At 63.8% G+C, this 11,820-nt stretch carries 14 protein-coding genes; 5 read left to right on the forward strand and 9 right to left on the reverse strand.

The window, feature by feature from the left end:
* Nucleotides 1–3: 3 nt before the first annotated feature.
* From MEMAR_RS01590 to MEMAR_RS01600, 3 genes are read right to left on the reverse strand one after another with little or no spacing between them, the layout of a single operon-like run.
* Nucleotides 4–741 carry a GltB/FmdC/FwdC-like GXGXG domain-containing protein gene (locus MEMAR_RS01590; protein WP_011843175.1) on the reverse strand — a complete coding sequence of 246 codons (738 nt, stop codon included), beginning with the start codon at nt 739–741 and terminating at the stop codon, nt 4–6.
* Nucleotides 742–746: 5 nt separating this feature from the next.
* Nucleotides 747–2,264, reverse strand: a complete 1,518-nt coding sequence (locus MEMAR_RS01595; RefSeq protein ID WP_011843176.1) for a glutamate synthase-related protein — start codon at nt 2,262–2,264, stop codon at nt 747–749.
* A complete protein-coding gene (locus MEMAR_RS01600) occupies nt 2,261–3,313 on the reverse strand; it encodes a class II glutamine amidotransferase (protein ID WP_011843177.1) in 1,053 nt (350 codons plus the stop codon). Before MEMAR_RS01600 ends, MEMAR_RS01595 begins: the two co-directional genes overlap by 4 nt.
* Nucleotides 3,314–3,415: 102 nt before the next feature.
* Here MEMAR_RS01600 and MEMAR_RS01605 point away from each other — a divergent pair, with 102 nt between their 5' ends.
* On the forward strand, nt 3,416–4,744 hold the full coding sequence (locus MEMAR_RS01605) for a glutamine synthetase family protein (protein ID WP_011843178.1): 1,329 nt from the start codon (nt 3,416–3,418) through the stop codon (nt 4,742–4,744).
* 82 nt (nt 4,745–4,826) lie between these two features.
* Here MEMAR_RS01605 and MEMAR_RS01610 read toward each other — a convergent pair whose 3' ends face one another.
* The 3 genes from MEMAR_RS01610 to MEMAR_RS01620 all read right to left on the reverse strand — a co-directional run bounded on the left by MEMAR_RS01610 (nt 4,827) and on the right by MEMAR_RS01620 (nt 6,466).
* A complete protein-coding gene (locus tag MEMAR_RS01610; protein WP_011843179.1) occupies nt 4,827–5,144 on the reverse strand; it encodes a hypothetical protein in 318 nt (105 codons plus the stop codon).
* A gap of 1 nt (nt 5,145) precedes the next feature.
* Nucleotides 5,146–6,048 carry an Mrp/NBP35 family ATP-binding protein gene (locus MEMAR_RS01615; protein ID WP_011843180.1) on the reverse strand — a complete coding sequence of 301 codons (903 nt, stop codon included), beginning with the start codon at nt 6,046–6,048 and terminating at the stop codon, nt 5,146–5,148.
* A 139-nt stretch (nt 6,049–6,187) separates the two neighbouring features.
* The gene (locus MEMAR_RS01620; protein WP_011843181.1) at nt 6,188–6,466 is read right to left on the reverse strand and encodes a ubiquitin-like small modifier protein 1; all 279 of its coding nucleotides are present in this window, start codon (nt 6,464–6,466) and stop codon (nt 6,188–6,190) included.
* A 187-nt stretch (nt 6,467–6,653) separates the two neighbouring features.
* Between MEMAR_RS01620 and MEMAR_RS01625 the strand changes: the two genes are divergently transcribed.
* Complete coding sequence (locus tag MEMAR_RS01625; protein WP_011843182.1) at nt 6,654–8,453, forward strand: aldehyde ferredoxin oxidoreductase family protein; 1,800 nt, start codon at nt 6,654–6,656, stop codon at nt 8,451–8,453.
* A gap of 6 nt (nt 8,454–8,459) precedes the next feature.
* On the opposite strand, the gene tsaA is transcribed toward MEMAR_RS01625, so the two are convergent.
* On the reverse strand, nt 8,460–8,897 hold the full coding sequence (tsaA, locus tag MEMAR_RS01630) for a tRNA (N6-threonylcarbamoyladenosine(37)-N6)-methyltransferase TrmO (RefSeq protein WP_011843183.1): 438 nt from the start codon (nt 8,895–8,897) through the stop codon (nt 8,460–8,462).
* A gap of 4 nt (nt 8,898–8,901) precedes the next feature.
* Nucleotides 8,902–9,330 carry a ribonuclease HI family protein gene (locus tag MEMAR_RS01635; RefSeq protein ID WP_011843184.1) on the reverse strand — a complete coding sequence of 143 codons (429 nt, stop codon included), beginning with the start codon at nt 9,328–9,330 and terminating at the stop codon, nt 8,902–8,904.
* Nucleotides 9,331–9,470: 140 nt separating this feature from the next.
* Here MEMAR_RS01635 and MEMAR_RS01640 point away from each other — a divergent pair, with 140 nt between their 5' ends.
* From MEMAR_RS01640 to MEMAR_RS01650, 3 genes are all read left to right on the forward strand, one after another.
* Complete coding sequence (locus tag MEMAR_RS01640) at nt 9,471–10,175, forward strand: phosphoribosyltransferase (RefSeq protein ID WP_048063712.1); 705 nt, start codon at nt 9,471–9,473, stop codon at nt 10,173–10,175.
* A gap of 68 nt (nt 10,176–10,243) precedes the next feature.
* Nucleotides 10,244–10,711, forward strand: a complete 468-nt coding sequence (locus MEMAR_RS01645) for a YbhB/YbcL family Raf kinase inhibitor-like protein (RefSeq protein ID WP_011843186.1) — start codon at nt 10,244–10,246, stop codon at nt 10,709–10,711.
* 57 nt (nt 10,712–10,768) lie between these two features.
* Nucleotides 10,769–11,227, forward strand: a complete 459-nt coding sequence (locus tag MEMAR_RS01650) for a YbhB/YbcL family Raf kinase inhibitor-like protein (protein WP_011843187.1) — start codon at nt 10,769–10,771, stop codon at nt 11,225–11,227.
* 44 nt (nt 11,228–11,271) lie between these two features.
* On the opposite strand, the gene MEMAR_RS01655 is transcribed toward MEMAR_RS01650, so the two are convergent.
* Nucleotides 11,272–11,724 carry a CBS domain-containing protein gene (locus tag MEMAR_RS01655; protein ID WP_011843188.1) on the reverse strand — a complete coding sequence of 151 codons (453 nt, stop codon included), beginning with the start codon at nt 11,722–11,724 and terminating at the stop codon, nt 11,272–11,274.
* Nucleotides 11,725–11,820: the final 96 nt, after the last annotated feature.

An 11,820-nucleotide genomic window follows, 5' to 3' on the forward strand; every position in this document is an offset into this window, starting at 1 on the left:
CTATCACTCCCACGTATACTTCCCGGCAAAGGGCCTTGCGCTCGCAGGGACGATCCGGGTGTAGTTCGCCTTTACGAGCGGCTCCGCATCGAGCCCGAAGTCGGCTGCAAACTCCCGGATGACCGGGGCGATCCGTGCCCTGTCCTCATCGGTGACCGGCAGTTTCTTTGCCCCTGCAGCGAGGCAGGCGTCATCCACGTCTCCGCGGATGACGATCTCGCCGCCGTGGATCCCGCTCCCGATCTCCCGGGCTTTCATGGCCCCGTCGAGACCGAGGACGACGAGAAGGCCGCCTGCCATGTACTCGCCGAGGAACGTCTGTGCCGACCCTCCGACGACCAGTATGGGCCGCTGCGTCTCGTACTGCTTCATGTGGATCCCGCCCCGGTAGCCGATGTCTCCACGGACGAAGACCTTGCCGCCCCGCATGCTGTGCGCCACCGCGTCGCCGGCGCTCCCGTGGATCACCACTTTCCCGGAATCCATCGTGTTGCCGGGCGCATGTTCCGCGTTGCCGTCGACGATGACGGTCGGCCCGCTCATGAACATGGCGAGATCCCCGCCTGCGACGCCGTTAACCCGGATCGTGGCGTTCCCGCGGAGACCGTCGCCGATGAACCGCTGCCCGAGGACGTTGTCGACGACGATCTCGTCGGCCCCGTCCTCGATAGCCTTCCGGATCTGCTGGTTTAAGGGAGTATAATGTACTCCCTTCGCGTCGATCGTGACCTGTTTTGCCATTTTGCTCACGCTCCCACCGACTTGACGTCGAGAATTTCGAGGAGCCCCTCGTCAAGCATGTAGCCCCGGAGCCGGTCGCGGTTGCCGCGCAGGCTCTCGATGCTGTTGATACCGGCCGCGCCCATCAGTTCGGTGATCTCGAGCGTCCAGGCGTGGATCAGGTTCGCCACCTGTTTCGATGCCACGTCGGGGTCCAGCCGCGCCACGAGGTCCGGGCGCTGGGTGGCGATTCCCCAGGGACAGAGGCCCTGGTAGCAGTTCCCACAGACGCGGCATCCCATCGCTGCAAGCGCAGCAGTGGCGATGTACACGGCATCGGCGCCGAGGGCAATCGCCTTTACGACATCGGTGCTCTCCCGGATGCTGCCGCAGGCGATGAGGGAGACCTCGTTCCTGAGGCCCTGCTTGCGGAGTTCCCTGTCGGCGGTCGCGATGGCGACCTCGATCGGGATACCGACGTGGTCGCGGAAGACCCGCGGTGCCGCGCCGGTGCCGCCCCGGAACCCGTCGATGGCGATGGCGTCCACCCCGGACCGGGCAACGGCCGCGACGTTCTCGGCGTTGTTGTTGACGGCGGCGATCTTCGCAAAGATCGGTTTCTTCCGCTCCGTCGCTTCCTTGACGGAGTTGACGAGCTGGGGGAGATCCTCGATGCCGTAGATGTCGTGGTGCGGCGCGGGGCTGATCGCGTCGCTACCCTCGGGGATCATCCTTGTTCTGGAGACATCCGCACTCACCTTCTCACCCGGGAGGTGCCCGCCGATGCCGGGTTTTGCGCCCTGTCCGAGTTTGAGCTCGATAGCGGCGCCCCGCTCCAGGTAATCGATGTTCACGCCGAACCGCCCGGACGCGACCTGGACGATCATCCGGTCCTGGTAGGGGTAGAGACCGGGATGCAGTCCGCCCTCGCCGGTACCCATGAAGGTGCCGGTCTCCTTTGCTGCCCGGGCCATTGCCACGTGGGCGTTGAGGCTGAGCGCACCGTAGCTCATGTGGCCGAGCATGATCGGCGTCTCGAGCATGAGGTTCGGCGTGAGTTCCGTGGAGAGTTCGACGTCGCCGTTCGGCTTCTGCCGGAACTCCAGCTTCGACGGTTTCTTCCCGAGGTAGGTCCGGAGCTCGACGGGCTCGCGGAGCGGATCGGTCGGGGGCGTGGTCACCTGGCAGGCGTCCAGCATCAGGTGGTCGAAGATGATCGGGAGGTTCGAGACGCTGCCCATCCCGGCGAGGATGATCTTCCCCGTCCGGGCCTGGTTGTAGATCGACTCCCTGACCGACCTGGTCCAGACCGGGTGGCTCCGGTAGTCGCAGGGATGCTCCTGGAGCATGATGGCGTCCCGGGGACAGTAGGTGAGGCACCGGTGACAGGCGGTGCAGTTCCGGGAGTTGATGAGGATCCGGTTGCCGTCCCACCGGAAGACGCCGTAGGAGCAGTTCTCGACGCAGCGTCCGCATTCCATGCACTGCTCGCGGTCGATGCTGATCCGGTACCGGAGCGGCATGCTCCCGAAGTTGCTGCTCATGGGGCAACCCTCCCGATCACCGGCTCGCCTGCAGCCGGTCTCCTGATCGACTCGACGCAGGGCTCCATGGCGCGGATCGCCGTCTCTTCGCTTGCGATGTAGAGGCGGTCGCCGCACTCGCCGACGACCATCGGCCGGAGTTTGCCCCGGTCGGTGAACCCGATCATCGTATCGGGGTTTGCGGCCACGACGGTGAACGGCCCGTTCATCGTCGCAGAGCCGTAGGCGAACCGGAGGGCACGATTCAGGTTCTGCTCGGCTTCGGGCATCCCGTCGATCTCATCCCAGTAGGGCGGGGCGAGCGCGCGGATGGCGAGGTCGATTCCAAGACCGTGCTTGCGCGTCAGAAGGTCGATTAAGTAGGCGATGACCTCGCTGTCGGTGCCGGTCGAGCAGTTGTAGCCGAAACTTTCGACGTAGCGCCGGTTGGCCCCGTAGGTGGTGATCTTTCCGTTCTCCACGACACTCCAGTCGTGCAGGTTGAACGGGTCGGGCCGCTCCCACAACTCAGGGTTGCTTGTCGCGTAGCGGTTGTGCGCGAGCCAGATGTAGCCCTCGTAGTCCTGGATGCGGTAGTAGTCCGCCACGTCTTCCGGCCAGCCACTGGCCTTGAAAAGGCCGACGTTCTTGCCGGACGAGACGATCTCGGCACCGTTCGCACTCGCGTTGATCTGCATCACGATACTCGTGACGACGTCCTTCTCCGGCGACGCGCTTCCCGGAGCAAGGGAAGCGTCGGGCTTGAAGAAGTAACGCCAGGGGGTGCAGTTAACCTTGAGATTCGGCTGGTCGCAGGTGGGGATCGCCTCGTCGTGTTCGATCGTTCCCCACTGCTCCAGTGTTGCATCGACAACCGCTTTGCTCTTGCCAGGATTGTCGAAGAAGACGTGGAGCGCGTAGCAGTCCCGGTAGTCGGGGTAGATGCCGTAGGCGACGTACCCCGCCCCCTCGCCGCTGCCGCGCTCATTCATTATGGAGAGGGCTTCCCGGATGCCGGAACCATCCATCATCTGGCGCCTCTTATCCATTACACCAAAAATGCCGCACATGGTTACCTCGGTGAATACGTTCTGTTGCCGTTTTCTAGAACTCTGCCCGGGAATATTTGTGTCAATAGGTATTTATTTCATCGGATAGAAGAAGACTTCCACATGTCCCGTGACGCCACTTCTGCAATGCTCGAGCGCATCGAACAGGATAACGTCAGATTCCTCCGTCTTCAATTTACCGACCTCCTGGGCATGCCCAAAAATGTCGCGATCCCGGTGAAGCAGGCCGAGAAGGCACTGACCACCGGCATCGGGTTCGACGGGTCGTCGATCGAGGGGTTCGTCCGGATCGAGGAGTCCGATATGGTGCTCAAACCCGACCTCTCGACCTACACCCTCCTGCCATGGAGGTCCGGGGACTACGCGGAGGCGCGTTTCGTCTGCGATGTCTACAAGGCCAGCGGCAAACCGTTCGAAGGCGACCCGCGCTACGTGCTCCGGCGGGCGATGGAGGACGCGGCGAAGGACGGCTACGTCTTCAACACCGGCCCGGAACTGGAGTTCTTCCTCTTCCGGATGCACGAGGGGCGGCCGACGACGCAGTTCCAGGACGTCGGCGGCTACTTCGACCTCGCGCCGACCGATCTTGCGGAAGACGTCCGGCGCGAGATCATCCTCGCGCTCACCGAGATGGGGTTCGAGATCGAAGCGTCGCACCACGAGGTCGCCGAGAGCCAGCACGAGATCGACTTCAAGTACAGCGACGCGCTGCATACGGCCGACAACGTCATCTCCTTCAAGTTCGCCGCGAAGACGATTGCGCTGATGCGCGGCCTGCACGCATCCTTCATGGCAAAGCCCATCTACGGCATCTGCGGGAGCGGAATGCACACCAACTGCTCGCTCGCGAAGAACGATAAGAACGCGTTCTACGACCCCGAAGCGCCGCTCCAGCTCTCCAGGACCTGCATGCACTTCATTGGCGGGCTGCTCAAACACGCAAAGGCGATCACCCGGCTCGCGAACCCGACGGTCAACTCTTACAAACGGCTCGTCCCGGGCTATGAAGCGCCCTGCTACGTCAGCTGGAGCGCCGGCAACCGTTCCGCCCTGGTCCGGGTTCCGTCGCCCCGCGGCAACAGCACCCGGGTCGAGTTCCGCAGCCCCGACCCGACCTGCAACCCCTACCTCGCCTTCGCCGCGATGCTCACCGCCGGAATGGAGGGCGTCCGGGAGAGGATCGAGCCGCCGGTAGGCGTCGATACAAATATCTACCATATGTCCGTCGAGGAGCGGAAAGGCGCCGGGATCGAGACGCTGCCCGGAGACCTTTACGAGGCGAACCAGGCCCTGCTCGCCGACGATCTCATCTGCAGGGCGTTCGGCTCCCACGTCGTCGAGGCGCTCACGAGCGTTGCCGAAGCCGAGTGGGACGCCTACCGGACGGCTGTCCACCCCTGGGAACTCGACCGGTACCTGGCGACCTACTGAACTCTTTTTTTTGGCGGATTGCTGCCGCCTCTTTGTGGTGTAAAAAAGCAGGGCTTCTATGATCTTTTCGGGCAGGCTGGCCTCAGCAGCACTGCTGTTTGCCGTCTTCCTCCCCCTCGAGGAGGAGTTTGCCGAAGAGCACCCGCTCGATCGTCGCGGCCACGTACTTCATCCGCTGAGCCGTCTCCATGTCCTCGTAGCGGTGGATGTCGGCGTAGACCTGCAGGCGGACGAGGCCAAACCGGAGGCGGTCGAGATCGTCGTCCCCGAGTTCCGAGGCCTCGCGGTAGATGGGCTCGAGCAGGAAGGGGAACTCCTCGAACTCTTCGAGCGCCTCGACGACCCGCGCGAAGACCGGGAGGCCCTCCCCCCGGCCGGCAAGAATCCTCGAGTAATCCATGTTACTCCTCGATCTGGTCTACCAGAGCCTGCATGATGGCGTCGAAACTCTTCCAGGTCGGGCTCTCTTCTGCTCCGGCCTTGCGGATGATGAACGGCCTTCCTTCGTCCGCTGCCTTGCGCATCTCGGGGTCGAGCGGGATGGAGCCGAGGAAGGGCACCCCGAGTTGCTCCGCCTCTTTCTTGCCGCCGCCCCTGCCGAAGATATCGATCTCCTCCTTGCAGTGAGGGCAGACAAAGCCGCTCATGTTCTCGACGATCCCGAGCACCCGGAGTTCGAGTTTCTTGATGAACTCGGCCGCCTTGCTCGAGTCGAGGACCGCGACGTCCTGCGGGGTGGTGACGATGACCGCGCCTGCGATGTTCGGGGCGAGCTGCGCGACGGTGAGCGCTTCGTCGCCGGTGCCGGGAGGAAGGTCGACGATCAGGTAGTCGAGGTCGCCCCAGTTGACGTCCTCGAGGAACTGCCGGATGACCGTCATCTTCATCGGTCCGCGCCAGATCACGGGAGTGTTGCGCTCCGGGAGGAGGAACGCCATGGAGATGACCGCGAGGTTGCCGGTGACCTTGACCGGTTCGATGATCTTCCCGTCGTAGGACTGGAGGCGGGCTTCCTCGATCCCGAGCATCTTCGGGATGTCCGGGCCGTGGATGTCGAGGTCGATGAGTCCCGTATTAAAGCCGCGGTTGGCGAGGGCGTAGGCGAGGTTTGCCGAGACCGTGCTCTTCCCGACGCCGCCTTTCCCCGAGAGGACGAGGACGACGTGCTTGACGCTGACATCGGCCTTCGGTGGGAGGCCCTTTTGGGCGTCCGCATTTCTCGGGTCGTCGCATTTGGTCGTAGACGGGCAGCTGGAGCAGTTCCCGGTGCAGGTTTCCTTATTGGGTTCGTTCGTTTGAGTCATAGGAAGTATCCTCTGCGGTTATACTATCCTTCTAGAGAAGGATCTAAAGCTACTATATATTAACGGTAAACGGCACAAAAAGGTATAGTTTATGGCAATTTGTCCCGATCAGCCGCCGGGGCGCTGTTTCGCGCGTGGATTACCCTCCGCCGGCGGGAGGGAAAAGGGCGACGGTATCGCTGTCTTCGAGGGGCGTTTCGAGACCTCCGCTGAAGTGAATGTTCCTGCCGTTCGTTAAGATGTTGACGTAGGGCGCGAGTTCCCCGGCGGAGGTGAAGAGGGCGTCGCCGAGCCCGGGATGCCGTGTGGAGAGATGGTCGAGCAGGTCGCCGACCGTCGATCCGCCGGGGAGTTTTACATCATACTCCGCCGGAATGATCTCCCGGAGCATCGCAAACGCCCTGACTTTCACCCGCATGCAGCCCCCTCTGTCCGTGCAGCCATCCTGTACATCCGGGTGGCGGGGGCGGGCTTATTGGTATCGCTCCCGAAGTGGGTGCCGGGATCGGATGTTATTTCTTTCACTCTAAAGTTAATGTTGCCCCGAATTGACGATCCGACAGCCTTATTAGCCCGGAGCGAAGCCTGTAGCCTGGTGACAACCTATGAACGGCTATGCAGGAAAGATCCTCCACGTCGACCTCGCGAGAGAACAGACGATGGAGGAGCCGTTTCCCGAAGAGTGGAAGCGGGCGTACATCGGCGGGAGGGGGCTCGGGGTTCGCATCATAGGCGACCTGGTGAACCCGGGCAGCGATCCTCTCGGCGCTGAGAACGTGCTGGTCTTCGCCACCGGGCCGGTTGCGGGGAGCGGCCTCCCGCTGGGATCCCGGTACGACGTCGTCACGAAGTCGCCGCTGACCGGGACACTGACCAGCGCCAACTCCGGCGGGAAGTTCGGCACCAGCATGAAACGTGCGGGCTACGATGCGGTGGTGATCCGGGGGCGGGCACAGAGACCCGTCTACCTCCTCCTCGACGACGGGCACGCGGAGGTCCGGGATGCTTCAGAACTGTGGGGGCTGACGACGAGCGAGACAACCTCTGCTATCCAGAACGATCTCAACGACCCGGGCGCGAGCGTGGCCTGCATCGGCCCCGCCGGCGAGCGCCTCGTCCGGATCGCCGGCGTCATCAACGAGACCTCGCGGGCCGCAGGGCGCGGGGGTGTCGGTGCCGCGATGGGCTCGAAGAACCTCAAAGCCCTCGCCGCCCGGGGGAGCGGCCGGTGCACCGTCGCCGATCGCGACCGGTTCCTCGCCCTTAAATCAGATATCGCCGAGAAGATCCGGGAGAATGCCATCTCGGGCGGCGGGCTGCCCCGGTTCGGGACGGCGGTCCTCGTGAACATCATCAACGAGAACTACATCCTCCCGGTCCGGAACTTCCAGATCGCACACTTCCCCGCAGCGGAGAACGTCTCGGGGGAGCGGATGGCCGATACCATCCTCACCGGAAAGATGGGATGCCAGGGCTGCGTCATCCAGTGCGGCCGCGACGTCGAGGTCGAAGGGAAGCGGACGGCAGGCCCCGAGTACGAGACGATCTGGGCGTTCGGCCCCGACTGCGGGATCGATGACCTTGCGGCCGTTGTGAAGGCGAACAATCTCTGCAACGACCTCGGTCTCGATACGATCTCCACCGGATCGACGATCGCCTGCGCCATGGAACTCTCGGAGAAGGGCTACATCGACGAAGAGGTCCGGTTCGGCGACGCAGAGCAGATGCTCGACCTCGTCCACCGGATCGGCTACCGCGACGGCATCGGCGACGAACTCGCCGAAGGATCCTTCCGCTTCGCAAGGAGGCACGGGCACCCGGAACTCTCCATGAGCGTCAAACGGCAGGAACTCCCTGCTTACGACCCGCGGGGGCTGCAGGGGCACGGTCTTGCCTACGCCACCTCGGTCCGGGGCGGCGATCATGTCTACGCCTACCTGATCGCCCCCGAAGTGCTCGGGTCGCCGGAGAAACTCGACCCCTACTCGAGTGAGGGAAAAGCCGTCTGGACGAAGACGTTCCAGGACCTCACCGCCTTCATCGACTCATCGGGAAGCTGTCTCTTCACCTCGTTCCCGCTCGGGGCGGCAGACTACGGCGCGATGGTCTCGGCGGTCACCGGCTACGATATCGATGCCGGCGAGGTGCTCCGGATCGGCGAGCGGATCTGGAACCTGCAGAAGGTCTTCAACATAAGAGCCGGGTGCACCCGGGAGGACGACACCCTGCCGCCGCGTCTCCTCCGGGAGCCGCTTACCGAAGGCGCCCCGAAAGGCCGGGTCTGGGAGCGGGAGCCTCTTCTCGACGAGTACTACCGGGTCCGGGGATGGGACCGGGAAGGCCGTCCCACGCCGGAGAAACTCCGCGACCTCGGGATCGGCGAGGAGGCGGTGGCCGCGCCGTGACCTCCCCTATTTTTTGATGTGCCATCCGCCCGTCGCCTCGGGGATACAGTCGATCTCCGGGGAGTAGGGTTTGATGTCCAGCACCGGTGTCCCGTCCAGAGCGTCGAGCCCCCTGACCACCAGAACGTTGCCCTCCCGCCGGACGAGGTCGACGATCCCGAGGCCGATCGGGTTCGGCCGGGCGGGCGAGCGGGTGGAGAAGACTCCTCGCTCCCTTGTCTCGCCCGGCGGTTTCGCGAAGAGCAGTCCGCGTTCCGCCCGGTCGAGCCAGTAGAGGATGATGAGGTGGCTGCTCCGCTCCAGGCCTTCGAGCCCCGGGACGTAGGCGTCGAGGACGTGGATCTCCGCGACGGTATCCGCGAGGCGGCCCTGCCGGGGGGCGTCGCCCCGCTCCCGGTAGGGTGACCGGACGGCGCCGATGGGGATGCACTCGATTGCAGTCATGCCGCTATCGCCTCCCCCGTCTCTCTGCATCGAGCGTCTCGTTGCAGAGGCGGTCCGCGACCTGGATGCAGGGGTGCTCCCGCGGAACGCTCTCGAACCTGACCTCCGCGAAATGGCGCATCCGCCGCCGCACCTCCTCGGCGAGACCGGCAAGGTGCTCTTTGGTGATGCGGTACCGGCCGGTGAGCTGGCGCACGACCAGTTCCGAGTCCGACCTGACCTCGAGCCTGCCGCCCGTGAACTCCCGTGCGGCGTCAAGACCGTTGATGACGGCATGATACTCGGCCACGTTGTTGGTCGCGGTTCCGATGTAGCCGGAACGGCCGGCCACGACGGAGCCGTCCCGCACGATCACGTATGCCCAGGCGGCGTCTCCGGGATTCCCCCGTGAAGCGCCGTCGGTATACAGCGTCACCGCATCGGTTTTTGTCACCGAAGCCCCCTCCGGTCTGTCTCTCTCCAGATCATCTCTGGGTTGATCATCGATCTTTTGGGAGTTATTGGTATCGTTCCCCGGAGCAGGCGGCCCGCCACCGCAAAAAGTTAATATCCCGGCGCAGTAAATGCGGGCCCATGCTGGATTCGGGCCGGATCATTGAGGACAGAGCGATGCGCGACAGGTTGAGCGTTTTTGAGAACCGGACCGATGCCGGGAGGCAACTCGCGGCGCCCCTCTCGTCGCTCGAGATGGCTGCCGAGCCGGTGATCTGCGCCATTCCTGCCGGGGGAGTGCCGCCGGGGCTTGAGGTGGCGCGGGCCTTGAAGGCCCCGCTCCGGATGGCGGTGGTGCGGAAGGTACAGGTTCCCTGGGACCCGGAGGCCGGGTTCGGGGCCGTGACCTGGAACGGGCGAGTCTTTTTGAATCAGCCCCTCATGAGCGCTCTCGACCTCTCGGAAACCGAAGTGAACGCCGCCGTCGCGAAAGCTAAAAAGAACGTGGAAGAACGAATAGAAAAGTTCGCCGGCGGCCGGGAGGAGCCGGGGATCAGGGACCAGACCGCGATCCTGATCGACGACGGCCTCGCAACCGGGTATACGATGTTCGCCGCAATCGAGGCTGCCCGCGCCGGCTCCCCCCGCGAGATCATCGTGGCGGTTCCCACCGGATCGCTCCACGCCGTCAACTTCATAGCCCGGAAGGTGGATCTCGTCGTCTGCTTAAACGTCAGAACCAGCCCCACCTTTGCGGTGGCGCAGGCATACGAGCGGTGGCACGATATCACCGACCAGGAGGTGCAGGAACTGCTGATCCAGGCCCGGGACATGGGGCTCTTCTGAGGGCCGCGGTACGGCGGTGGAACGCTTAACGGTGATACTTTTTTATTGGCCTGCGCCGAAAATCCCGCATGAATCCCGGCATAGCAAACCTGATCGTCTCCCTCCGCTCGGCGGAGCTTCCCGTCTGGAACACCTGTGACGGCCCCGACCTCTCGCCAGAACTGAGGGTCCGTGGTCTAACGGATGAAATGCTGTCGATGGCGGTCTTTGCGCTGAACCCCTTCGAACCCGGGTGCTCCTTTACGACCTGGATCATCTGGAATCTCTCGCCGTCACCCCTGGTCCCGGAGGGCATCCCGCCGCAGGATGTCGTGACGGCTCCGGTGGATGCCGTTCAGGGGACGAACGACTACGGGAGCATCGGGTGGCGCGGCCCCTGTCCTCCTCCGGGCGAGACGCACCGCTGCCTCTTCAAGGTCTACGGGCTCGATGCCATGCTCGATATCGCGCCCGGCACAGGCAAACACGACGTCATCGATGCGATGCGGGGGCACGTCCTCGGGTTCGGCGAGACCGCCGCCATGTACTCCCGGTGACCGCACGCACCATTTTTATACCATGGTTTTCGAAGGTGGGTGTCGACGGAGCCTGGCATGACGCAAAAACTGGTAGTAAACCTGGATTTCGAAGAGTTCCCCGAGGAATACACCTGCAGGGGAGCGAACCGGTCGCCCCCTATCCGGGTCGAAGGGATTCTCCCGAACATCAAGTCGCTCGCGATCCTTGCGACGACGAGCCCCGAGGAAGGGCCGTCGAAAGTGGCATGGGTTCTCTGGAACCTTCCTGCCGTTCCCCTGATTCCCGAAGGGTTTCCGGAAGGGGAGGTGGTGGAGTCGCCGCTCCATGCCGTGCAGGGCACGAATGATTTCGGTACCTCCGGTTACCGGGGGCCCTGCCCGGAGGCCGGAAAGGCCGAAGCCTACCTCTTCCGGGTCTACGCGCTCGACGTCGATCTTGCGCTCGCGCCCGGGGCGACCTGGGAGGAGATGGTTCGGGCGATGAACGGGTCGCTGAACCAGTCCGGGGAGGCTATTGTCTTCGCCATGGGGTAGGGGGCCGAACGTGAGGCCTGCACCAAAAAGAGGGTGCCGGCCCCCTACATGGGTATGGGAGCGCCTGCTTCCTGCATGGGGGGGCTTTGTTTCTCGATATTCTTTGCGATAGCGGCCATCTCCTCCCCGAGCATCCGGACGATGTCGTCCATCGTGACGATCCCGATCAATCTCCCGGCATCGTCGACGATCGGCATCCTCCGGATACCCTCGTTGGTCATCTTCTGGATGGCTTCATAGATCCCCATACTGTCCTGGAACGTGATCACGTCCCGGGTCAGGATCTCGCTCGCCCGGACCTCGCCCGGGTTCTTCTCCTGCGCCATGACCCGGACTGCGAGATCGCGGTCGGTCAGTATGCCGGTGGGCCGGTTATCGCCGGTTACGACGACGACGCTTCCGACGTTCTTCTCCCCCATGATCTTCGCCACCTCCACCGCCGGCGTGTCCGGCGAGACGGCGACCACCTGCTCGCGGCAGCACTTCACAAGTCCCATATACGTTTCCTCCGTTGCGACGACTGACTCATGCCGGTATGGTATATGAACGTAACCCGCATCCGCCGGCCCGGTCTCTTCACCTTAAATACAATC

Source organism: Methanoculleus marisnigri JR1, assembly GCF_000015825.1.
In the GTDB taxonomy this organism is placed as follows: Archaea; Halobacteriota; Methanomicrobia; order Methanomicrobiales; family Methanoculleaceae; genus Methanoculleus; species Methanoculleus marisnigri.